The following is a 21,400-nucleotide window of genomic DNA, read 5'->3' as shown; positions in this document are numbered from 1 at the left end:
GGGTCCGTTGTGACTAATTCAGGGCCAGGCGCGGCAAAAAATGCCGCGTACATCGTATTTGGCTTTTAAGGTACTTGATAGACCGTCTCGCCCGCAACCATCGTTCGCAGCACACGGCCCTGCAGGCGGGCTTCGTCGAAGGGGGAGTTTTTGGAGCGTGATCTGAGCACGTCTTTATTTACAACCCATGGCTCGGATGGATCGAATACGATGAGGTCGGCGACGGCGCCTTTCTGAAGACGTCCGGCTCCGATGCCCAGCAACTTCGCGGGATTGATCGTCATAGCGCGCAGGAGCGTGAGCAGCGACAGATCACCCGAGTGATATAAGCGCAGTGCAGCCGGAAGCATCGTCTCAAGTCCGACAGCGCCATCGGCGGCTTCGGCGAACGGGCGTCGCTTCACGTCCGCGTCCTGCGGGTCATGGCTTGAAACGATGATATCGATGTCACCGTTGTTGATCCCGCGGACCATGGCGACGCGATCTTCCTCACGACGCAGCGGCGGGCGCACCTTAAAGAACGTTCGATAGGGGCCGATATCGTTTTCGTTGAGCGTTAGATGGTTGATGGAGACGCCACAGGTCACGGGCAGGTTTCGTGTTTTGGCGGCGCGAATGACGTTGAGGCTCGCCTCGCAGGAGATCGTGGCGGCGTGGTAGCGCCCGCCCGTCAGCTCAACGAGCCGTACATCGCGGTCAATGACGATTGTCTCAGCTACGCTGGATACGCCTGGAAGGCCCAACCGTGCTGCAACTTCGCCGGAGTTCATCGCGCCATCATTTGATAGGTGCGGGTCTTCGCAGTGGTGGACAATAAGAGCGCCAAAGTCCTTCGAATAATTCAGGACGTTCCGCATCACGGCGGTATTCGCGATGGTCGATTTGCCGTTGGTGAATGCGATGGCACCAGCTCGCTTTAGTAAGCCGATTTCAGTCATTTCGGTGCCGGCGAGACCTCTGGTCATCGCGGCCATGGTGTGAACGTGTACCTTGGCGTTATCGCGCGCTCGCCTTTGAATAAAGTCAACAAGTGCGACCTGATCGATGACCGGGCTAGTGTCCGGCATCACGACGATTGTCGTCACGCCACCGGCAGCCGCAGCGAGGCTTGCGGTTTTGAGGGTTTCGCGATGTTCGGCTCCGGGTTCTCCGGTGAAAACCTGGCAGTCGATGAGGCCGGGGCAAAGGATGTTGCCCTGACAGTCAATGACGGTAGCGCCTTCTGGTGCGTTGCGCCGCAGATGAGGCCCCAGATCGGCGATTGTGGTGCCTTCGACGAGTAGGCCACCGGGTTCGTCGCGACCCGATGCCGGGTCGATGATACGGGCGTTGATAAAGACCTGCCGCTTGCCGGTGGATGTTTTGGACTGCTCAGTCTTTGTGTTCATTGCGATCAGGCTCATTTCACTGCCTGCCTTCTTAAATGGGCTCAGGCCTGCGGCAAGTTGCGCGCCAAAGCTTCCAAAACCGCCATGCGTACTGCGACACCCATCTCCACTTGTTCGCGGATGACGCTTCGGGAGTGGTCGGCGACCGTTGAAGCAATCTCGACACCGCGGTTCATCGGACCAGGATGCATGACAAGGGCGTCGGGCTTGGCTCGTGCGAGCTTTTCCTGATCGAGGCCGAAGAAGTGGAAGAATTCGCGGGTCGAAGGGATGTGGGAGCCTTGCATGCGTTCGATCTGCAGACGCAACATCATGACGACATCAGCGTCCGTGATGCCCTTCCACATGTCTGTGTAAACTTCCGCACCGAACCGCTCTGGTGCGGACGGCAGCAAGGTGGATGGCGCGATGACGCGGACGTTGGCGCCAAGAGCATTCAGAACGTTGATGTTGGAGCGTGCGACGCGCGAATGCAGGATATCTCCGCAAATCGCGACGGTCAGTCCGCTTATGCGTCCTTTGGCCCGGCGAATGGTCAGGGCGTCGAGGAGGGCTTGCGTCGGATGCTGATGGGCGCCGTCGCCAGCATTGATGACCGAGCAGTCCACCTTTTGTGATAGAAGTTCGACTGCGCCTGCAGCATGGTGGCGCACGACAATGATGTCGGGGCGCATGGCATTGAGTGTCACCGCCGTGTCGATGAGCGTCTCACCCTTTTGCACTGAGGACGATGAGACAGTCATGTTCATGACGTCCGCGCTCAGGCGCTTGGCGGCTAATTCGAAAGACGCTTGCGTGCGGGTGGAGGCCTCAAAGAAGAGGTTGATAAGTGTGCGTCCGCTAAGGACATCGCGCTTTTTATTAATCTTCCGGTTGCGATCGGCGGCATCATCAGCCAGATCGAGCAGGAAATTTATTTCAGGTGCCGACAACTCCTCACAGGAGAGGAGATTGCGGTGCTTAAATTCAAAAGACTGTTGGAGCGCGGTATCGGTCATCAAAGTTGTTCTAATAGGTGGAGTCCCACGCCTCGGCAACTGGCGTCTTGCCAGTATGGTCAATTGGCTGTGGTCAATCTCACCGGTTTGGCTCAAGTTCCCGTCGCGTTGACACAAATAGGCAAGAAGCTCAAGACGAATCACGCGAGACTGTGGGTTCCATGACAAAATCTCCGGTGAGCGTTGAGGGGGGCGGCTTAGTGCCTCCCTTTGAGGATATCAATCTGTTTTCAAGCGATGCTGCGTTGCAGGAGGCGCTTACCCGCGAGGGTGGCGGCCACGCGCAAAAGTCCCTTGTGGCATTCGGTCTTGTGTGCGGCAGTGCTGACGTGATGGAGCGTGCACGCACGGCGGAAGATTATCCGCCGAGGCTGCGCATCTTTGACGCTCAGGGTCGTCGGATCGACCGGGTCGAGCATCATCCCGCGTATCATGAGCTGCTGGAGATGAGCTGCGGCGAGCGGCTCCAATGCGAGGTCTGGGCAGAGGGGGGTGATACCGCTCCTGCTCAGGGGCGGCAGGTGGCGCGTGCGGCAGGGCTTTACCTTGCTAGCCAAGTGAATGTGGGCCATTGCCTGCCCCTCTGCATGACCCATGCAGCGGCGCCAACGATAGCCATGCAGTCAGAATTGGCGCCATGGCTATCAAAGCTTGTTTCCCACGGGTACGACGCGCGCGCTGCCGCCTTGGTGGATAAGCGCGCCGTTCTGATTGGCGTCAGCAATCAGGAGAAAAATGCCGGAGCCGATCGTTCGGCAACGGTAACGCGTGCGGAGCCGGCGGGAGAGCCTGATGGGCGTCGCTATATCCTCAACGGCCATAAATGGTTCTTGTCGGCTCCGATGTCCGACGCCTTCCTGATGCTGGCCCAGGCCCCAGGAGGATTGAGTTGTTTCCTGGTTCCACGTTTTCGAGATGATGGGGAAGCCAATGGCATCCATCTGCAGCGGCTCAAGGACACGCTTGGTGTTCGCGCGTCAGCCTGCGCTGAAGTGGAGCTCATCGAAAGTGATGGGTGGCTGATAGGCGAGGAAGGTGAGGGGGAAACAGTGCTTTCGGAGACGCAAATGCAGTTGCGTCTTGATCTCTCGGTTGTGTCTGCGGGCGCTATGCGCCGCGCTCTCGCTCAGGCCATTCATCATGCTGAAAATCGCGTTGTTTCGGGCAAGCTTCTGATCGAGCATCCGTTGATGAGCCAGGTGCTTGCTGATCTGGCTCTCGATGTCGAAGCCGCGCTGGCACTGGCACTTCGGTTGGCGCGCTCATTTGACCGTGCGGAGGATTCGCGAGCGGCTGCCTGGCGGCGGCTTATGACGCCGGTGACCAAATATTGGGTCTGTAAAATAGCCCCCGCCATTCTTGCCGAAACGATCGAATGCGTTGGAGGTAACGCCTACGTCGAGGAATTGCCGTTGGCGCGCATCTACCGGGATGTGGTGGCTCTTTCTCTTTGGGAAGGGACCGGAAACGAACTTGCACTCGAAGTTCTCCACATTCTGCAGCGGGAGCCTGAGGCTGCTGAAATTGTCATGGAGGAGTTGGGTAAGGCGGTCGGGGATGACGCGTACCTTGAGGCTGCTCACGCTCGTATTGCTGCGATCCTTTGCGAACCGCGGCGATTGGATTTGCGTGCGCGCAGCCTTGTTGAAGGACTCGCGGTGCTCGCCGCCGGCACCATTCTGCGGGCCCATACACCGGCGGCCGTTTCTGATGGATTTATTGCAACGCGCATGGGCAGCGTGACACGCCAGACCTATGGGCAGGAGCTGGATTGGGCTGATACGGCAGCGATCCTGCGACGCGCATCCCCCACCCGCTAAGGCGTTCCCGCAGGAACGCCAAAGTGTTGCGAGGGCGATAAGTCGTCTGCAGCCACGAGGCGTATTTATTTCGCCGGTCGAGGGTGTGTTGCTCCGCTCACCAGCTCGATGATCCTGTTGAGCGCGTTCAAGAACTCCTTGCGCTCAGCATTGGGGAGTGCCTGCAGGATCGCATCGTTCGTCGAATGAACGGCTGGCTGCGCGTTCTTCAGGGCATTTTCGCCAGCAGGAGTGAGGCGAACGGCGTACATCCGTGCATCGTGGCGGGTGCGTTTCCGCACAAGCAGGCCGCGTGCGACGAGCCGTCTAACGATGTCAGCCAGTGTCGAACGATCGATACCCGTATGTTCGACAAGTACCGTCTGGCTTGGCTCCGCGTGGGATGCCACAGCGCGTAGGACTTCGAACTGGCGAGGCGTAAGTTCGCTTTCGCCGATGTTCAGAGCGAATAACTCGTCGGCGCATTGGCCCGCGCGATGCAGGAGATGAAGTGCCGAAGAGTTGCCACCTTCGATATTGGTGCGTGCTTTCATGTGCCAAAGTTCCGATTAAGAGATCTTGGGTTCTCTACCAGGGTTGCTCGATGCCAATGGCTCCAACCCTTCTTTCGGTGCGCGGATCGCTCTTGTTCGCGATGCTGAGAGCTAACCATTGGTTAGGCTGCATGCGCCCGTCCGATCAGCATAAATTGGCCGTATGCCTCGGAAATTAAAGTGGCTGCGACAACAAATCTTCGTCATGAGCTTGAAAGTTGTCGTTGTGTTCCCCAGTAACACACAGTTTATGTGAATAACCAAGATGTTACACCTGCGCGACGAGCGAGGTCCGTCATGTCGGAATCCAGCCGTGCGAAGGCCACTTGCGTCGGTATGGACGGTAGCCAGTCAGCGCCGTTTTTCCGCTGTCTGTAAGGCTCCATCAGATCAGTCCAGACTTTGGAATTGAGTGCGCGTTCTGGTGCGACCATGGGTGGCAACCGTTTTAGGCCCGGCTGAGTTGCCAGCCACGCGTGGGCTGCCTGCCAGATTTCGACGGAAGCCGGCATATTGTGCCGCGCCTTCAGCTGCGTGATGGCCAGGACACCGGTTTCGCGCGGATGTGGGCCGATTTCCAGGGTCGCAAGGCGAGACGCTCCTCGGCGGATGGAGAATAAGCGACATTTTTCCCGCGCCAACCGATCGGCATATTGATCAGCGCAGTTCTGCATCGCTTGGGCTTCCTCCAGGATCTCAGATTGTTCGATGAGGGGGACAAAGGTTAGGCCCATCGCTTCGCCCGGCCGGAGCCAGCTATCGGCAATCGTTCCCGGCTCAAGCTGCATGACGAGACGAAGCCGGTTCAGCCAACTCTTGGCGGCGCAAAGAGCAGTATCAAACGCAATTTCGGGCCGCCAAGGCACGACGATCAAATCGTGGGCGGGTGTCAGCAGCGCGCCAGAATACCATGCATATGCGGCGAGAACGGCGAAGAGGCGTTCGGGCTTAGCGTCTTGCGAGCAGATAGATTGCTCGACCAGCCAGAGCGCAAAATCCTCGTGAACCGCTGCCGCGGCGAAGGCAACACTCGCTAGCCAGAAGGTCGCATCCGCGCTTTCGGCAGGCAAGCGTGCCGCTACTCGGCGGGCAAAGGTTTCGCTGTCAGGAAGCGGCGGCAGTGGGCCATTAAAGGCTGATGGAGGGAGGCGGCGAAGCCATAGAGGAAGTTCTAGCGTGTGGGCGATCGTCTTTAGTTTGGCGCCATCCCGCACGAGCTTGGCTGCTTTCCGTCGCTGATCTTTTTCACCTTGGCGGGTGGCTAACACATATGCCGCACCGGGAAAAACTTCGGCCAACTCGGTAAAGCGCGGTGATGTACGGATGAGGCGACGAAGTTCGCGTCGCGCGGATAGTTCAAAGCGACAGATGAGCCGCTCGTCCTGCTTCGAGAGGCTAACCTTTGGGCGGCGCTCCTGGGGAGGAGTGCCAGGTGAAACCTTGGAGCTTTGTCCCATCGACTTCTTCGTGCCGGAGGTTGCAAGGCTATCATAACAACATGGCGGTGCAGTTGTCTGATTTCCATGTCGGCATGAAGAGTTTCCGCACGTATTTTGGCGGCGATGCGACTTGTGAGAGGCGGAACGGTGGTATTGTCCGTCTTGAACAAAAGGTGAGCAGTTTTTCCCGGCTGAGCCCGAAAGTCAGGCGGCTTAACGCATGCGGTCGAGGGCGCCTTGGAGAATAAGTGTTGCTGCCAGCTTATCGATGACCTCAGCACGGCGTTTACGGCTTGTGTCGGCTCCGATCAGCATGCGTTCTGCCGCTGCAGTCGTGAGCCGCTCATCCCATAGCAGGATGGGTAGGGGTGATAGAGCATTCAGGTTTTTCGCTAACTGCCGTGTCGATTGGGCCCTCGGGCCTTCGCTTCCGTCGAGGTTCGCTGGCAGGCCCAGGACCAGTCCGGCGACTTTGTGCTCGTTTATGAGCGCGAGTAGCCGGGCAGCATCCTGTTTGAATTTGGTTCGACGGATGGTTTCGAGGGGCGAAGCGATCATGCGCGTCAGATCAGACAGCGCCAATCCCAGCGTTTTGGTACCGGCGTCAATCCCGATAAGTCGGGCGGTCGCGGGCAACAGGGACTTGAAACGATCCGGGTCATCAAGCGTTGCTCCCCGATCGGGGGGCGTTGCGGGCATCTCAACAGGATCCGGCATTGTGTTTGGTTCGCCCATTGTTGTGTTGTGGCAGGTGGCTATACTCCGGCGCGCCGCAGAGCGGGGCTTTATTTCACTCCTCGTCGCGCATAAGGCTTACGTGTCGCACGCGTGCGGACAAATCATATAAGGGACCACCATGAAGATCATCTGGTACGGCCACTCCTGTTTCCGCGTCGAAACCGGGTCGAGCGTTATCCTTCTGGACCCGTTCCTAACCGGGAACGCGACTTTTGAAGCGAGCGGCATTTCGCAGGACGCAGTGCAGGATGGTGTCACGCATATCTTGGTGACACACGGGCACGGCGATCACGTCGGCGATACGGTGGCCATTGCGAAGGCGACGGGCGCGACTGTTGTTACGAATTATGATTTGTGCATGTGGCTCACCAAGCAGGGTCTCGACAAGTTCGAGCCTATGAATACCGGCGGGACGATTGATCTCGGAGACTTCAAGGCCAGCCTTGTGCGCGCGGATCACTCCGCCGGGCTTGTTGAGCTGGACGTGAATTTCCCGCTGGGTTCGGCGAACGGTTTTGTTATCACGCCGCCGGAAGACCCCGTCATTCTTCACATGGGTGATACTGACATCTTTTCCGACATGGAGCTGCTCGACGATATCTATGAACCAGAAGTCGGATTGGTTCCGATCGGCGATCGTTTCACGATGGGTGCCAGAACGGCGTCTATGGCGTGTAAGCGCTTCTTCGATTTTGATCTCGTCGTGCCTTGCCATTACGGGACGTTCCCCATCATCGACCAGACGGCTGACGCGTTCGTTGACGAAATGGACAAGGAAGAAGTCGTCGTTCCCAAGGTTGGTGAAGTCATGGACGTGTGAGGGAATGGCTCAGCGTTGCAAACGCTGAGTGGATGAACCGAACTATCCCCCTACGTACGTTTGGCAAGGTGTTTCATTGCGTATGAACAGAATTGAACCCACGGTCACGCCAACGCGAGATGAGGCCGGGGGGAGGAGCCTGCTCGTGCTCTTTACGCTGACATCCTTCGTGTCAGCGTTTCTTCTGTTCCTGATCCAGCCAATGTTCACGAAGATGGTGCTGCCGATCCTCGGCGGTTCACCGTCCGTCTGGGCCGTTGCTCTGGTGTTTTTCCAGTCTGCATTGCTTGCGGGCTACGCGTACGCTCACCTTCTCACCCGGCTCTTCCCGTTGCGTACGGGTAGTTTCGTGCATGTTGGCGTCTTGGTTGTTGCTGTATTCTTTTTGCCGATTGCTGTGCCGGACAGCTGGCAGGAGCCGCCGCTGGATTGGCCCTATCTTTGGCAGTTGGGACTTTATGCTGTTGCAATAGGCGTTCCGTTTCTAACTGTTGCCGCGAACGCACCGCTGCTCCAGGCTTGGTTTGCCGGCACAGGTCATGCGCGAAGCGCAGACCCTTATTTTCTTTATGCGGCGTCGAACTTCGGCAGCTTTCTTGCGCTGATGGGGTACCCGTTTTTGTTTGAACCGGTCGCGGGTGTCAGTGCGCTTAGCGTTTATTGGTCGATTGGTTTCGGTCTTCTAGGATTTTTGCTCCTCGGCTGTATGGCATCGGCGGGGTGGTTCAAAACCACAGTGATTGTTCCGCCTGTTGGCATCGCAAACGGTGACTTTGGGGATGTGCTTGGGCGACCGACATGGCGGCAACGGTTTGGATGGATCGCACTCGCCTTCGTTCCCGCCGGGCTGCTAACTGCGTTTACGACGCATCTGTCGACCGACATTGCTTCGGCTCCTTTGTTGTGGGTGGTGCCGCTGGCACTTTACCTGCTCACTTTTGTCGTTGTTTTTCGCAGATTGCCCGCAACTGTGGTCCGCGGGATAGCCGTGCTGCATTTGGCGGCCGTGGTTCTCGCGCTGCTTCAATTGTCCCAGAGCGAGCACGACAACTGGTTCGTCTCCAGTTCGTTCGGTTTTGCGGCGTTTGTGATGACCGGGCTGATGGCGCATCGCACGCTTTATGAAAGCCGGCCTGCAACGCGCTTTCTGACCGAGTTCTATCTTCTGATGTCTCTGGGTGGCGCGCTCGGAGGATTGTTTGCAGCCCTCATCGCCCCGACGATCTTTTCCGAGGTTTTCGAGTATCCGCTGTTGCTGGCGCTTTCTGTTGCGTGTCGGCCTGTGTTTGTCGGGTGGCGGTTCTCGCGCAACGATCTGGCGCTCGCACTTCTCATTGTGACGGCTGGGGCCGCCGCGATTTTCTGGGGGCCGCTCTTGAACCAGTTCGGGGTTCCGGCTTGGGGGTGGGGGCTTACGCCGCTTATCGTTGCCATATTTGTGGTGGTTGTGGTCGCGACCTGGCGGATGCCGTTGGCTCAACTGGCGAGCGCTCTCGTAATATGGGCGGCCGTCTCTTTATTGCCTTCCGGTGTTATGAGCGGGAATGCGCAACGCAGTTACTTTGGCGTTTACCGGGTGTCGCAATCGACCGATGGCGGTCACAACGTCCTGACGCACGGAACGACGCTGCACGGGGCGCAGCGTCTGCAGAAAGCTGATGAGCCTAAGATCGACGTCACGGTGCCCGGGACATATTATTATCCTGAAAGCCCGATGGCGCGTGTTGTCGCTAGTGTCCGGACAACGCTGTTTCAGCAGGTGCGGCGTGGGCGTTATGGCGTTGTAGGGCTCGGCGCAGGGTCTCTCGCGTGTCTGTCCAAGCCAGGGGAACGTTGGCGGTTCTTCGAAATCGATCCGTTGATGGTCAAGATCGCCGCTTACTCAGGCTATTTCACCTACATCGGGAATTGTCAGCCGCAGCCTGATTTTGTGCTCGGGGATGCCCGATTGACACTTTCGCGGGAGAATGCCGGTTATTTCGACCTGCTAATCATTGACGCGTTCACGTCGGACGCGGTCCCGGTGCATCTGATGACGGCCGAGGCGTTAAAACTTTATGCAGACAAGATCGCGCCCGATGGCGTTGCCTTGCTTCATATTTCGAACCGTTATCTTGATCTTGAGGGGGTGATTGCCGCGACGATGGCCAGGGTGCCGGAGCTCAAAGCTCTTATCATCGAAGATTTTGATGCAAACGGCACGTATGATCAGACGAATTCGACGGTTGCGGTTTTCGCTAAGAACCAATATCGGCTGGATACCTTTCGTACTCTCCCTGGGGCTCGTGACCCCAAAGGCGCGGGGTTAGCGCCCTGGACAGACGACAGTTCTGACGTATTTATGCCGCTCCTTTCGAAGTTGAGGGGAACGGGTTCCTAAGGGCCTCAATTCACCAGTGGGGCTGCCAGTGCTGTATTGGTGCGTCGGGACGCAGTTGCGTGGAACTGTCTTCGCGGCTATTCAAACGCAATTCTTACGGTCTTTCGGTTAGCAGAAGTGAGGGACGATGCAAGTCGACGAGGCGACTGTGCGACGCATCGCGCGGCTCGCGCGCATCAAGATTACGGACGAAGAGGCCAAGGGTCTCGAAGCCGAGCTCAGCGGGATTCTCGACTGGGTCGAGCAGCTTTCCGAGGTCAATACGGATGGCGTCGAGCCGATGACCCGCGTTGTGCCGATATCGTTGAAGAAGCGTTCGGACGTCGTAACGGATGGCGAAAAAGCCGATGAGATCGTTGCTAATGCGCCGCTCAGTGAGGACGATTATTTCGTCGTTCCGAAAGTGGTGGAGTAATCAAGGCGCGCAGGCGCACCGTGTCCCGGCTGTCGTCTGTGCAACCCTATTGGTCTGCGGTCCGGCGATGTCGGGGCCGGAATAACATGAGGCGCGCCAAGACAGGCAGCGCGGGGAGAGTTCGTGAGCGACCTGACTAAATTGACGTTGGCAGCTGCACGCGAGGGGCTGCAGAAGAAAGAGTTCTCAGCCGAGGAACTCACGAAAGCATTCTGTGAAGAGATTGACGCCGGCAACGGTGCGATCAACGCCTACGTGTTGCCGACGCCAGAGATTGCTCTTGAGCAAGCGCGCGCAGCAGATGCGCGCATCGCGAAAGGCGAAGCCCGGACGCTGGAAGGTTTGCCGCTCGGCATCAAGGATCTGTTCTGCACAAAGGGCGTGCGGACGACTGCCTGCTCGAAAATCCTCGATGATTTCAAGCCAACCTATGAATCGACGGTCACGCAGAACCTTTGGGATGCGGGTGCCGTCATGCTTGGTAAGCTGAACAATGACGAATTCGCTATGGGCTCGTCGAACGAGACCAGCGCGTTTGGACCCGTCGTCAATCCATGGCGGCGGACCGGTTCCGATGCCAAGTTGGTGCCGGGTGGTTCATCGGGCGGTTCATCAGCGGCGGTCGCAGCCGATCTTTGCCTTGCCGCGACGGCGACAGATACCGGGGGCTCGATCCGGCAACCCGCCGCTTTAACGGGCACAGTTGGTTTGAAGCCAACGTACGGACGCTGTTCGCGCTGGGGGATTGTGGCGTTTGCTTCCTCACTCGATCAGGCTGGTCCCATCACGAAGTCGGTGGAAGATGCTGCGCTCATGCTGCAAGTGATGGCGGGGCAGGATCCTAAGGATTCGACCAGCGTCGATGCGCCCGTTCCGGACTACCGGGCATCACTGCGTAACGGCATCAAGGGCTTGCGCGTCGGCGTGCCGAAGGAGTATCGCGTCGCCGGGATGTCGGCCGAAATCGATAAGCTCTGGGAGCAGGGCATCACTTGGCTCGAGGATGCCGGCGCTTCGGTCCATGAGATTTCACTCCCGCATACGAAATATGCGTTGCCAGCCTATTACATTGTTGCGCCAGCCGAAGCGTCTTCGAACCTCGCGCGTTATGATGGTGTCCGCTACGGCATGCGGCAGACGGGCAGCGATCTCATCGATACCTACGAGCAAACGCGCGCGGCCGGCTTCGGCCGGGAAGTGAAGCGGCGCGTTCTCATTGGAACGTATGTGCTTTCGGCGGGCTATTATGATGCCTACTACTTGAAGGCACAGAAAGTGCGCACGCTGATAAAGCGGGATTTCGACGAGGCGTGGGATAAGGTCGATGTTGTTCTGACGCCGACGACACCGTCTCCCGCTTTTGCTTTCGGCGAGAAGTCGGGTGATCCGCTTGCCATGTACCTTGAGGACATATTCACTGTTACGGTCAATATGGCGGGCTTGCCGGGACTGTCGGTCCCAGCGGGGCTTTCCACGGAAGGTCCTCCGTTGGGCCTGCAGTTGATCGGGAAGCCTTTTGATGAGGAAACGCTTCTCCGCACCGGTCAGGTGATCGAGGACGCGGCCGGGCGAATTGTGGTTCCCTCGCACTGGTGGCGAGGCTAAGGCGCTCACGGCGCGAAGAGCGGCCGCGCGTCGCAAGGAGGTAAATAATGAGTCCGAGATCTCCGGCCGACTGTACCGACATGTCTCATGTGCGGGACGAAATAGACCGGATAGATCGTGCGCTCGTCGATCTCATTGCGGAGCGGTTCGGTTATGTCGACCGAGCGTGGCAGCTCAAGAAAAACCCGTCGGAAGCAACGGTTCCGTGGCGTATTCAGCAGGTTATCGACAAGGTCAAAGCGCGCGCTGACGAGCGCCATTTGCCGCCGGAGTTGGCGGAAGCGCTGTGGCGGCAGATGATCGGCTGGTTCATACAATACGAGGAAGAACAGTTGCGCCAATCCGGCAATTGCAATGATGCGGACAAGAGCAAGTAGCGGGATGATCGAACTTCAACCTTTTGACCCTGTTTCTGTCGTTCTCATTGGGCTGCTCAACCCTGTTGCTATCGCGGTAGCGGTCTTGATGGGGCGTGCTGCGGATCAGTGGCAGAAGCTTGTCGTTGCGGCGTTTGCATCGGCGTGTGCGGGCTCCCTATTTGTATGGGTGTTGGCGTTTGTCGGTTTGCTTCCTGCGCGCGGGATTGGTGGTGAAGCCGGTGTTTTCGTTACTCAATTTATACTGGGGCTCGTCTGGGCCTGGATTGGGTATCGGTGGCTGCGAAAGCATGACAATCACGCGACTTGAGTGCGACGGCCCAGTGGCTCGGACATTATTTTAGTCCTGGCCGTGCGCGCGAGCTTTAAGTGCATATGAAGGACAAGGCGAGGATGAACGTGGAAGCGAAGGCCGCTGAGGCTGCGAACCCTAATCTGATCCAGGGAGCGACCGGCGATTGGGAAGTCATCATCGGTCTGGAAGTGCACGCGCAGGTGAACTCGCACGCCAAGTTGTTTTCAGGCGCCTCGACTGAGTTTGGCGGCGCGCCAAACGCGCATGTGTCGCTCGTCGATGCCGCGATGCCTGGAATGCTGCCGGTGATCAATGAGGAATGCGTCGCGCAGGCGATCCGAACGGGACTGGGGTTGAAGGCCCAAATCAACCTGAGGTCAGTTTTTGACCGGAAGAACTACTTTTATCCAGATTTGCCGCAAGGCTATCAGATCTCCCAGTTCAAATCGCCAATCGTCGGTGAAGGTGAGATTGAAATCGATACGGATGGTGGTCCGAAGCGCGTCGGTATCGAACGGCTTCACCTGGAGCAGGATGCGGGAAAATCCATCCACGACCAGCATCCCGAATATTCCTATGTCGATCTCAATCGGTCTGGCGTGGCGTTGATGGAGATTGTCTCGCGGCCGGATATGCGTTCGTCGAAAGAGGCGCAGGCTTATGTCACTAAGCTGCGCACGATCCTGCGCTATCTCGGTACCTGTGACGGAGATATGGAAAAGGGCAATCTGCGCGCGGACGTGAACGTTTCGGTACGCAAGCCGGGTGGCGAGCTTGGCACGCGCTGCGAGATTAAGAACGTGAATTCCATTCGTTTCATCGGGCAAGCCATCGAGGTTGAAGCCCGACGTCAGATTGACATCATTGAAGACGGCGGCACGATCGATCAGGAAACGCGCCTGTTCGACCCTAAGTCCGGGCAAACGCGATCGATGCGCTCGAAAGAAGAAGCGCACGATTATCGCTATTTTCCTGATCCCGATTTGCTCCCGCTCGAGTTCGATCAGGCTTATGTCGATGAGTTGGCGAAGGGACTGCCGGAACTACCGGACGAAAAGCGCGCACGTTTCATAAAGGAATACGGGCTGTCGGCCTACGATGCCGGCGTGCTCGTCGCGGAGCGGTCATCGGCGGACTATTTCGAGGCTGTCATCGCTGCTCTGGATGATCCCGCACGTGACGGCAAGCTTGCTGCCAACTGGGTTATCAACGAACTCTTCGGCCGCTTGAACAAGGAAGGAACTGCGATCGAGGATTCGCCGATTTCGGCGGCTCAGCTCGCCGGGATTGCGAAGCTCATCGGATCGCAGGCCATCTCGGGCAAGATCGCGAAGGATTTGTTCGAAATTGTCTGGAGCGAGGGTGGTGATCCGGCGGAGATCGTTGAAGCACGCGGCATGAAGCAGGTGACCGACACCAGCGCTATCGAGAAGGCGGTGGATGAGGTGATTGCGGCTAACCCAGACCAGGTAGAGAAAGTCAAAGCCAAGCCGACGATGATCGGATGGTTTGTCGGTCAGGTGATGAAAGCTTCTGGTGGCAAAGCCAATCCTCAAGCGGTCAACGAGATTCTCAAGAAGCGCCTCGGTATCGACTAGACACTCTTCTGCTTTTTCGTTCGTTCGGATGAAGCCGGGATTGTTGCGCTGATACACGCACGGTCGCCGTTCGGCGCTCTTGAACTTGGACCAATCGTGGTTTTGTCTGAGTACGCAAGCGCGTGGCGTAGGGTCGGCGTTTATCCGCGCGCAAGATTCATATGGCTTGGTTTTCGTATTGGGTGAGCCAGCGTTTTATCGGCGGTTCGGGTTTTCCACGGATCTCGCTGCTCAGTCTCCATGCGTCTACTCTGGTCCGTATTTTATGGCATTGTTCCTTTTGCCATCGGACGTTGCGCTGGGCGCGGCCGTTTATGCGCAGACCTTTGCAAGGCTCTCCTAGCTGAGATGTGATCGGCTCGCCTCTTTTCCGTGATCTGTAAAGATGTTTGTCTGACGCTTCGGGTCGGGGCGCGAAAATTTCCGTTCGCCCTATTATCGCACGCCAAGGGATGTAGCCTCTCTCATCCAAAGGGGTGGCGTGCATGGTGCAAAGGTATTTGCGCCTGGAGGGTTACAGGAATGTCGATCTTGAAACCTTGGGCATTGTCGGGGGCTATCGGGTTGGCCCTTGTGCTCCCAGGAGTGCCGTCCGTCTCAGCGCAGGAAAGAAGTGAGATCGCAGCGCCTTCTACAGCGAACGAGAGCGTGCCTGCTGCGAAAGCGGATGCCGAAAAGGGGGCGTCCGAAGATACGGCTGAGCGATCTGCACAAGTCGAGAATAATCCCCAGCCAAGCGAAAAGGTGACGGACGCGACGTCGTCTGAAACTGCCACCGACGCAGCCTCTCAGGATGAAAAAAAGGGCGCAACGTCCACTGAGGCGGCTCGGCCCGCTCCTTCTTCACAGACCGAAGATACCGTTGCGAAAGAAACGTCGGCTCACACCGCCGAAGCGAAGGGTGCTTCAGCTCCGGAAAACGCGAACGCTGCCGTTAAGGGTTCTGAGGCTCCCGCCACTGAAACAACGCAGGCGGAAAAGCCGACGGAAGACGCTGATGCTCAAAGGTCAGCTGCTGGGGCCGCACCGGAGAATGTTCCGGTTGATCCGTTGGTTGCGGCAGTGCGCCAGTTTCTTTCGGACGATAGTGATGGCGGAGCAAAGAACCGAGAGGATATAGCTGCTCTCGTTGCATTTTATGCTGCCCGGGATGGGCGCGCACTTTGGGTGGGCGGGTCTGGCTTCACATCAAAGGCGAAGGCCGTGATGGCCGAGATCGCGCACGCCGCCGACTGGGGGCTTGAGGCTGAAGATTTCTCGCTGCCGCCCTCCAACCTTGTTCAATCTGGTGTCGGGGGACAGGCCGAAGCGGAGATCAAACTTGGATTGGCAGTTCTGAAATATGTGAACTATGCACGGGGCGGTCGCGTAACGCCGTCGCGGGTCAGTTCGCAGATCGATCAAGATCCGGAACTCAAGGAACCCGCAGTTGTCTTGTCCGAAATTGCGGCTGCATCAGATGGTGCGCGCTACTTGCGCGAGCAGCATCCACCACATCCACAGTTTGAAATGCTGCGGCAGGCGCTTCTGAAGCTGCGTGGTGAGCAAGATGATGCTGAAAAGGAGTTGTCGGAAGCGAAAAAGGTGAAGCTTCCGGATGGCCCGCTGCTGAGACCGGGCCTGGAGCATCCGCATGTCGCGCTGTTGCGTCGCCGACTTGAGGTTACCGCGGAACCGGGTGCTGAAGAGAAATTCGATGAGCCGTTGGAAGAGGCTGTGCGTGCCTTCCAGCGCGCGCATGACCTGAGTACCGATGGCCTTGTCGGCCGCGGAACGCGTGCGGTGCTCAATGGGAATAAAAGCGACCGCTCCGGTCGGGCGAAGGCGCGGGCCGAGGAGCGCCTGATCGTCAATATGGAGCGGTGGCGGTGGATGCCGCGCAACCTCGGCGCCTTTCATGTTCTCAACAATGTTCCGGAATTTCAGACACGTGTCTTCAAGAACGGTTCGGAGATTTTCTCCGAGCGTATCATCGTCGGCAAAACCGATACACGAACACCGGTTTTCTCCGCTGATATGAAGTACGTCATCTTCCATCCTTCGTGGGGCGTGCCGAACGGGATCAAGCGTACAGAGATCCTTCCCTATCTGCGGCAGAAGACAGGGCTATTCGGTTTTGGGGGCTCGGATACGCGCATTCTCACAGCGCATAATCTGAGCGTGAGCTATCAGGGGCGCCCCGTAGATGCGAGCCAGATCAATTGGACCAGCGCTAACATTGTCAACTACGACTTTATTCAGCCGCCCGGCCCGACAAACGTTCTTGGACGCGTCAAATTCCGTTTCCCGAACCGTCATGATGTCTACATGCACGACACGCCGGAGCGCGAGCTGTTCGCGCAATCGTCCCGCGCGCTGAGCCATGGTTGCGTGCGCGTGCGCAATCCGCGGCGTCTCGCGGAGGTTCTACTCGCCGAGGACAAGGGCTGGTCCGAGGACGAAGTCGGGCGGCGTTGGTCAGGGGCGGCGAACGGTTATGTCGAACTTGAGAAAAAGATCCCCGTTCATACAGCCTACTTCACGGCCTATGCGTCAGAGAATGGGGAGGTGCGTTACTTCCCGGACCTTTATGGTTTTGACAGCCGCACGGCGCGTGCGATGGGTGGCAACGGAAGCGTGTTTGAGGGTGAGAGAATTCCCCAGAGTGCGCCGTCTCGGCGGTCAGCGCCTGCCGTTGCGCAAGGTGGCGGCGGTTATAGCGGCAGTCCCGAGACTGTAGCTGATCTCATTTCCGGCTTGCTGTCGAACTGATGCCTATTGATGCGCCATCGCGACTGGCGCGCGTCGTTTAAATATGTGTGCTTGACCCCTAAGTCGTCGCAATCGGTCCAAATGCTGCCGCCATTTGCGGGTGTGCTGAATGCCGGAGGGTGGTGCCTTTACTTTGGTTCATTTGGCAAGTCAGTTGCGTAGGGGAAGATGCAAATGTTTGGACTAAAGGCGGACCGCCAGCAGAGCGGTGCGGCTAACGATGCCAAGTCGTCATATCAAGGTACGCCCCAGACCGGCGCATCTCAGAGTGGCGCTTCAGCGTATTCCGGTTCCCAGTCAGAACCGCCGCCGTCGCAGTACGGTTCGGCCGACTGGTCGAACAAAGAAGCGGTTACGATCATTTCCGAAGACATCGTGATCAACGGCAACATCTCAGCGAAGCGGCCGATATGCCTTGAAGGCACCGTAGAAGGTGACTTGCGGGGCGATCAGGTCATCGTCGGAAAAGCCGGGGCGGTGACGGGCAGCATCGTCGCCAACGAAGTGGAAGTGCACGGGCGTGTGCTCGGTTCGATCCATAGCAAGAGCGTGATGCTCTACAAAACGGCCCATGTCGAAGGCGACATCCTGCATCAGGGCATCGGCATCGAGATGGGCACGCATTACGATGGCCGCCTCAAGTGGGAGGTTACGGAGCAGCAGGCAGGTCGCGGTCATTTCGACCCCGCGCACGCTGCGCCGAAGCCGATCTCGGCCAACGATCCCGGCCATGGGTACGATCAACGTGCGGAGCATCGGTCAGAGCAGCGGCCCGAGATGACGGTGGCCTACAACGCCGAAGCGACAAGTCCGCAGTACTGACGAGGCCTGATTGGGGCGGGCCTCCCCCGATCTGCCCCGCTCAGTGTTTCCAGCCGGTCGTTCCTGTCGGAGCGGTCGGCTTTTTGTGTTCTGGCGTGACTGGCCGGGGCGGCGCGGCTTCTATAGGTTTGGCGCAAAAGTGAAAACGAGCGGAGAGCGCGTTGAAGACAGTTTCTGATTTCAGCAAGGATGTTGGGCCTGCGGGTCGTGACGGGCGACTTGATGCGCCGGCGTTTCACCGCAATGCCGAGCCACTGCGAGATGTCTTGATGGAGGTCCTTGCTGGGCGGACGGGAGACGTCGTCGAGATCGGGAGCGGCACCGGCCAGCATGTCGTGTTCCTTGGTGCGGCTTTGCCGGACCTCGTGTTCTGGCCGAGCGATCCCAATGCGGGGCATGTTGCGAGCGTCGATGCGTGGCGTCGGCATGCGCAAATCACCAACGTCATGCCGGCAACTCAGCTCGATGTACGGCAGCCCTGGGTGTTGGGCGGTAACCCGGTGGCGCCGGGAAGCCTGACGGCGATCCTGTGCTTCAACGTCATTCACATCGCGCCCTGGGACGTGGCGCTTGCCGTGCTGGCGTCTGCGGGAAAGCTGTTGCGGTCTGACGGCATTCTCATCCTCTATGGGCCCTATGCTCGTGACGGTCAGCATACGGCGCTAAGCAACGCGACGTTCGATCAGACTCTCAAGGCGCGTAATCCCGAATGGGGCGTGCGTGACCTGACGGATGTCACGGCTGTTGCGCAAGACGCCGGGCTCGTCAGGAAAGAGATTTTCGAGATGCCCGCGAACAATCTGACGGTGGTTTTTCAACCGGGTAGGTCTTCCGACTGAATTGCCGGGGGGAAACCGTTCGTGCCTCCATGCGTTGGCCCGTATGGAAGGAAGCGAACGATGAGCTATGCCCGATTTGGCGCGATGATTGTCACATCAACGGTCGTGATGTTCGGCCTGATGTATCTCAATACCTTCGCGATTGACCACATCTGGTTCAGCCAAACGCGCACATGGATGGCGCTTCTCATGGGCGCCGTGATGGCCATCATCATGATGGGCTTCATGTGGGCGATGTATAAGAACTCCTGGATAAATACGGGCATTATTGGCGGCAGTATTCTCGTTTTCGCCGTATCGCTTTGGCTCGTGCGCAGCCAGGAGACTGTCGACGACGTCAGCTATATGGAAGCGATGATTCCGCATCACTCGATTGCCATTCTCACGAGCCGCCGTGCGCATATCAAAGACCCGCGCGTCCGCAAATTGGCGGATGGGATTATCGAAGCACAGGTGCGCGAGATCGATGAGATGAAACAGCTTATCCGCGATCTTGAACGCAACCCGACTGCGCCTGAGGCGCCCGATCTGAAACCGCGCCGCGCGGACCCGGCGAGTGTCGCGCAGGGCCCGGCGCAGTAGGGGGGCGCAACTCGCGCGCTGTTTGCGGTCAGCTCTTTGTCATGACGATTTCCAAGTAGCTGGACGGCACGCGCATTGAGCCGTCGGTTGCTGTGTTGAAGCGCGCGATCAGGCTCATCAGGTCCTGCGCAAGCGCCGCTTGCCCTTCAGCATCTAGTGCCAGGAATGCTTTGTGGACCGGACCGTAGTAGGTGCGAAAGACTTCGACGAAATGCTTCGGCGAGCGATAGCGGAACATGAAGTTGCGCTGTTCGATGGCCAGTGATCGGATATGACGTGCGAATGTGTCTTCGATCCACGCGGTGTCGCCCCAAACGGCGGGTGACTGCAATCCGGAAGGCGGCACAATGTGCTTTCCGATGGTCTTGAACATCTGGCCGATGAAACCATCCGGCGTCCAGTTGGCCATGCCGATCTTTCCATCCGGGCGGCACATTCGCAGTAACTCCTCTGAAGCCATGGCCTGGTTGGGGGCAAACATGACGCCAAAGGTGGAAACGACCGCATCAAATGACGCTGGCTCAAATGGCATTTGCTCGGCGTCTGCGATCCTGAATGTTACTGGAAGGCCTTCGGCATCGGCGCGGCGATGGCCGCGCGCGAGCAGGTCCTCGACGTAGTCCGTCGACGTCACGTCGCACCACCGCCGAGCAAAGGCCAGTGTCGCATTGCCATTGCCAGCTGCAACGTCGAGCACGGAAGAGCCCGGCTGCAGATCCATCGCTTCGGCAAGCTGCTCGCCCACAATCTGCAGGGTCGTGCCGATCAAGGCATAATCACCGGACGCCCAGGCCGCATTCTGCTTCGCCTTGATCGCCGTGTAGTCGGGCATTGGTGCGTATTTGGTGGCCGAGATCGCCGTCTTAGTCGCCATGCTTACATCGCTCATTGTCGTTCTCCGATAGTTGCCTAAGTCCTGCGAGGGTGGCAGTGTCACTATCGGTTTTCGGCGCTTGAGCGAATGACAGCTCCGCCGGATCAATTGACCGTTCGTCCGATTGAAAGAGCGGGCGCGTGATGAGTGACCCTTTAGCTGACGTGTTGCGGTCCCTGCGCTTGACGGGCGGCGTCTTTCTCGACGTCCGGCTGACCGCGCCATGGTGTGTCATCTCGCAGCTTACGGCTGAGGATTGCCGGCCTTTACTGACCCAACCCGCTCAGCTGATTTTCTATCACGTTGTACTCAACGGCGAGTTTCTGCTGAACGTGGAGGGCGAAGCACCTGTGTCGGTTCGAGGTGGGGACATTGTGCTCTTGCCCCGCAACGACACGCATACGCTGGCGAGTGCAACGGGGCTAAACCCGATCCCTGCCCGCAGTCTCGTCCAGCCCTCGGCGGATGGCGGGCTGGCGCGGGTTGTCCATGGCGGCCCGGGTGCGTTGACGCATATGGTCTGTGGTTTTCTTGGCAGCGAGCAATCCCACACTCCCTTGCTGTCGATGCTGCCGCGCGTTCTAAAACTGGAAATGCGCGAGGGAACATCGCGTGAGTGGATTGAGGCTTCGGTTAAATTCGCGGCCAAAGAACTTTCCGATGGGCAATTGCCGTCGTCGAGTGTCATGGCGCGCTTGTCCGAAGTTCTCCTGGTGGAGGCCGTTCGCCAGTACGCGAACGGGCGCGGCGATCTTGAAGCGGGGTGGCTCAAAGGGCTCAGGGACCCTCAGGTTGGGCGGGCTCTGGCGATGATCCATCGCGATCTGAGCAGGCCTTCCACGGCGACCGAACTTGCCCGTGAGGTCGGCATGTCCCGAAGTGTGTTCGTCGAGCGCTTCACGGCGCTCGTCGGTCTGCCCCCGATGCGATACCGCACGGCGTGCCGGTTGCAGTCGGCGCAGATCCAATTGCGGGAATCCCAGCGGTCGATCGCGCAAATCGCGCATTCCGTCGGGTACGAGTCCGAGGAAGCGTTCAGCCGGGCCTTCAAGCGCGCCTTCGCGCATTCGCCGTCTACGTGGCGCGAGGCGCGGGGGTAGGACGCGGAAGGCAGTAAGCGATCTCC

19 protein-coding genes are annotated in these 21,400 nt (G+C 58.4%); 13 read left to right on the top strand and 6 right to left on the bottom strand.

Going from position 1 to position 21,400, the window contains the following annotated elements; all coding sequences use genetic code 11:
- Positions 1 to 65 precede the first annotated feature (65 nt).
- Complete coding sequence (locus BLS30_RS06370; protein ID WP_046479803.1) at positions 66 to 1,388, bottom strand: dihydroorotase; 1,323 nt, start codon at positions 1,386 to 1,388, stop codon at positions 66 to 68.
- Between the two features lie 41 nt (positions 1,389 to 1,429).
- Positions 1,430 to 2,386, bottom strand: coding sequence for an aspartate carbamoyltransferase catalytic subunit (locus BLS30_RS06365; RefSeq protein ID WP_046475926.1), 957 nt, complete (start codon positions 2,384 to 2,386; stop codon positions 1,430 to 1,432).
- Positions 2,387 to 2,547: 161 nt separating this feature from the next.
- On the opposite strand from BLS30_RS06365, the gene BLS30_RS06360 reads away from it, so the two are divergent.
- Positions 2,548 to 4,206 carry an acyl-CoA dehydrogenase family protein gene (locus BLS30_RS06360; RefSeq protein ID WP_090227557.1) on the top strand — a complete coding sequence of 553 codons (1,659 nt, stop codon included), beginning with the start codon at positions 2,548 to 2,550 and terminating at the stop codon, positions 4,204 to 4,206.
- 65 nt (positions 4,207 to 4,271) lie between these two features.
- Here the strand turns inward: BLS30_RS06360 and BLS30_RS06355 are convergent, their stop codons facing one another.
- The 3 genes from BLS30_RS06355 to ruvX all read right to left on the bottom strand — a co-directional run bounded on the left by BLS30_RS06355 (position 4,272) and on the right by ruvX (position 6,877).
- Complete coding sequence (locus BLS30_RS06355; protein ID WP_046475935.1) at positions 4,272 to 4,739, bottom strand: MarR family winged helix-turn-helix transcriptional regulator; 468 nt, start codon at positions 4,737 to 4,739, stop codon at positions 4,272 to 4,274.
- Positions 4,740 to 4,987: 248 nt separating this feature from the next.
- On the bottom strand, positions 4,988 to 6,196 hold the full coding sequence (locus BLS30_RS06350) for a PcfJ domain-containing protein (RefSeq protein WP_046475940.1): 1,209 nt from the start codon (positions 6,194 to 6,196) through the stop codon (positions 4,988 to 4,990).
- Positions 6,197 to 6,391: 195 nt separating this feature from the next.
- Complete coding sequence (gene ruvX, locus BLS30_RS06345; RefSeq protein WP_090228480.1) at positions 6,392 to 6,877, bottom strand: Holliday junction resolvase RuvX; 486 nt, start codon at positions 6,875 to 6,877, stop codon at positions 6,392 to 6,394.
- A 157-nt stretch (positions 6,878 to 7,034) separates the two neighbouring features.
- Here ruvX and BLS30_RS06340 point away from each other — a divergent pair, with 157 nt between their 5' ends.
- The 11 genes from BLS30_RS06340 (at position 7,035) to BLS30_RS06285 (ending at position 19,400) form a co-directional block, all read left to right on the top strand.
- Complete coding sequence (locus tag BLS30_RS06340; RefSeq protein WP_046475944.1) at positions 7,035 to 7,736, top strand: metal-dependent hydrolase; 702 nt, start codon at positions 7,035 to 7,037, stop codon at positions 7,734 to 7,736.
- A gap of 82 nt (positions 7,737 to 7,818) precedes the next feature.
- Positions 7,819 to 10,116, top strand: a complete 2,298-nt coding sequence (locus tag BLS30_RS06335) for a spermidine synthase (protein ID WP_090227555.1) — start codon at positions 7,819 to 7,821, stop codon at positions 10,114 to 10,116.
- Positions 10,117 to 10,243: 127 nt separating this feature from the next.
- Positions 10,244 to 10,531, top strand: a complete 288-nt coding sequence (gene gatC / locus BLS30_RS06330) for an Asp-tRNA(Asn)/Glu-tRNA(Gln) amidotransferase subunit GatC (protein ID WP_046475951.1) — start codon at positions 10,244 to 10,246, stop codon at positions 10,529 to 10,531.
- Positions 10,532 to 10,654: 123 nt separating this feature from the next.
- Positions 10,655 to 12,136: an Asp-tRNA(Asn)/Glu-tRNA(Gln) amidotransferase subunit GatA gene (gene gatA, locus BLS30_RS06325; RefSeq protein WP_090227554.1), complete on the top strand. Its 1,482-nt coding sequence runs from the start codon at positions 10,655 to 10,657 to the stop codon at positions 12,134 to 12,136.
- Between the two features lie 47 nt (positions 12,137 to 12,183).
- Positions 12,184 to 12,513: a chorismate mutase gene (locus tag BLS30_RS06320; RefSeq protein WP_046475955.1), complete on the top strand. Its 330-nt coding sequence runs from the start codon at positions 12,184 to 12,186 to the stop codon at positions 12,511 to 12,513.
- A gap of 4 nt (positions 12,514 to 12,517) precedes the next feature.
- The gene (locus BLS30_RS06315) at positions 12,518 to 12,823 is read left to right on the top strand and encodes a hypothetical protein (protein WP_046475958.1); all 306 of its coding nucleotides are present in this window, start codon (positions 12,518 to 12,520) and stop codon (positions 12,821 to 12,823) included.
- A gap of 83 nt (positions 12,824 to 12,906) precedes the next feature.
- Positions 12,907 to 14,406 (top strand): Asp-tRNA(Asn)/Glu-tRNA(Gln) amidotransferase subunit GatB, encoded by a 1,500-nt coding sequence (gatB, locus tag BLS30_RS06310; protein WP_046475960.1) that lies wholly within the window; start codon positions 12,907 to 12,909, stop codon positions 14,404 to 14,406.
- Between the two features lie 522 nt (positions 14,407 to 14,928).
- Entirely contained in the window at positions 14,929 to 17,157 is a 2,229-nt protein-coding gene (locus BLS30_RS06300; RefSeq protein WP_090227551.1) for a L,D-transpeptidase scaffold domain-containing protein, read from the top strand.
- A 174-nt stretch (positions 17,158 to 17,331) separates the two neighbouring features.
- Complete coding sequence (locus BLS30_RS06295) at positions 17,332 to 17,979, top strand: bactofilin family protein (RefSeq protein WP_052743607.1); 648 nt, start codon at positions 17,332 to 17,334, stop codon at positions 17,977 to 17,979.
- A 161-nt stretch (positions 17,980 to 18,140) separates the two neighbouring features.
- Positions 18,141 to 18,818 (top strand): DUF938 domain-containing protein, encoded by a 678-nt coding sequence (locus tag BLS30_RS06290; RefSeq protein ID WP_046475964.1) that lies wholly within the window; start codon positions 18,141 to 18,143, stop codon positions 18,816 to 18,818.
- 60 nt (positions 18,819 to 18,878) lie between these two features.
- On the top strand, positions 18,879 to 19,400 hold the full coding sequence (locus BLS30_RS06285; RefSeq protein WP_090227548.1) for a DUF305 domain-containing protein: 522 nt from the start codon (positions 18,879 to 18,881) through the stop codon (positions 19,398 to 19,400).
- Positions 19,401 to 19,428: 28 nt separating this feature from the next.
- Here the strand turns inward: BLS30_RS06285 and BLS30_RS06280 are convergent, their stop codons facing one another.
- Complete coding sequence (locus BLS30_RS06280; protein ID WP_090228474.1) at positions 19,429 to 20,274, bottom strand: class I SAM-dependent methyltransferase; 846 nt, start codon at positions 20,272 to 20,274, stop codon at positions 19,429 to 19,431.
- Positions 20,275 to 20,417: 143 nt separating this feature from the next.
- On the opposite strand from BLS30_RS06280, the gene BLS30_RS06275 reads away from it, so the two are divergent.
- Entirely contained in the window at positions 20,418 to 21,374 is a 957-nt protein-coding gene (locus tag BLS30_RS06275; RefSeq protein WP_090227546.1) for an AraC family transcriptional regulator, read from the top strand.
- Positions 21,375 to 21,400 lie beyond the last annotated feature (26 nt).

Source organism: Filomicrobium insigne (assembly GCF_900104305.1).
Classification (GTDB): domain Bacteria; phylum Pseudomonadota; class Alphaproteobacteria; order Rhizobiales; family Hyphomicrobiaceae; genus Filomicrobium; species Filomicrobium insigne.
Note: the sequence above shows the minus strand (reverse complement) of the source record. Positions and strands in the feature narration are given on the sequence as shown.

What these genes read in the sequence shown, in the direction of transcription:
- BLS30_RS06285 (WP_090227548.1), top strand. Translation starts at nt 18,879, where the DNA reads ATGAGCTATGCCCGATTTGGCGCGATGATTGTCACATCAACGGTCGTG.
- BLS30_RS06335 (WP_090227555.1), top strand. Translation starts at nt 7,819, where the DNA reads ATGAACAGAATTGAACCCACGGTCACGCCAACGCGAGATGAGGCCGGG.
- BLS30_RS06350 (WP_046475940.1), bottom strand. Translation starts at nt 6,196, where the DNA reads ATGGGACAAAGCTCCAAGGTTTCACCTGGCACTCCTCCCCAGGAGCGC.
- BLS30_RS06340 (WP_046475944.1), top strand. Translation starts at nt 7,035, where the DNA reads ATGAAGATCATCTGGTACGGCCACTCCTGTTTCCGCGTCGAAACCGGG.
- BLS30_RS06295 (WP_052743607.1), top strand. Translation starts at nt 17,332, where the DNA reads ATGTTTGGACTAAAGGCGGACCGCCAGCAGAGCGGTGCGGCTAACGAT.
- BLS30_RS06315 (WP_046475958.1), top strand. Translation starts at nt 12,518, where the DNA reads ATGATCGAACTTCAACCTTTTGACCCTGTTTCTGTCGTTCTCATTGGG.
- BLS30_RS06365 (WP_046475926.1), bottom strand. Translation starts at nt 2,386, where the DNA reads ATGACCGATACCGCGCTCCAACAGTCTTTTGAATTTAAGCACCGCAAT.
- BLS30_RS06355 (WP_046475935.1), bottom strand. Translation starts at nt 4,739, where the DNA reads ATGAAAGCACGCACCAATATCGAAGGTGGCAACTCTTCGGCACTTCAT.
- gatB (WP_046475960.1), top strand. Translation starts at nt 12,907, where the DNA reads ATGAACGTGGAAGCGAAGGCCGCTGAGGCTGCGAACCCTAATCTGATC.
- BLS30_RS06320 (WP_046475955.1), top strand. Translation starts at nt 12,184, where the DNA reads ATGAGTCCGAGATCTCCGGCCGACTGTACCGACATGTCTCATGTGCGG.
- BLS30_RS06280 (WP_090228474.1), bottom strand. Translation starts at nt 20,274, where the DNA reads ATGGCGACTAAGACGGCGATCTCGGCCACCAAATACGCACCAATGCCC.
- ruvX (WP_090228480.1), bottom strand. Translation starts at nt 6,877, where the DNA reads ATGCCCGCAACGCCCCCCGATCGGGGAGCAACGCTTGATGACCCGGAT.
- BLS30_RS06360 (WP_090227557.1), top strand. Translation starts at nt 2,548, where the DNA reads ATGACAAAATCTCCGGTGAGCGTTGAGGGGGGCGGCTTAGTGCCTCCC.
- gatC (WP_046475951.1), top strand. Translation starts at nt 10,244, where the DNA reads ATGCAAGTCGACGAGGCGACTGTGCGACGCATCGCGCGGCTCGCGCGC.
- BLS30_RS06300 (WP_090227551.1), top strand. Translation starts at nt 14,929, where the DNA reads ATGTCGATCTTGAAACCTTGGGCATTGTCGGGGGCTATCGGGTTGGCC.
- BLS30_RS06370 (WP_046479803.1), bottom strand. Translation starts at nt 1,388, where the DNA reads ATGAACACAAAGACTGAGCAGTCCAAAACATCCACCGGCAAGCGGCAG.
- BLS30_RS06275 (WP_090227546.1), top strand. Translation starts at nt 20,418, where the DNA reads ATGAGTGACCCTTTAGCTGACGTGTTGCGGTCCCTGCGCTTGACGGGC.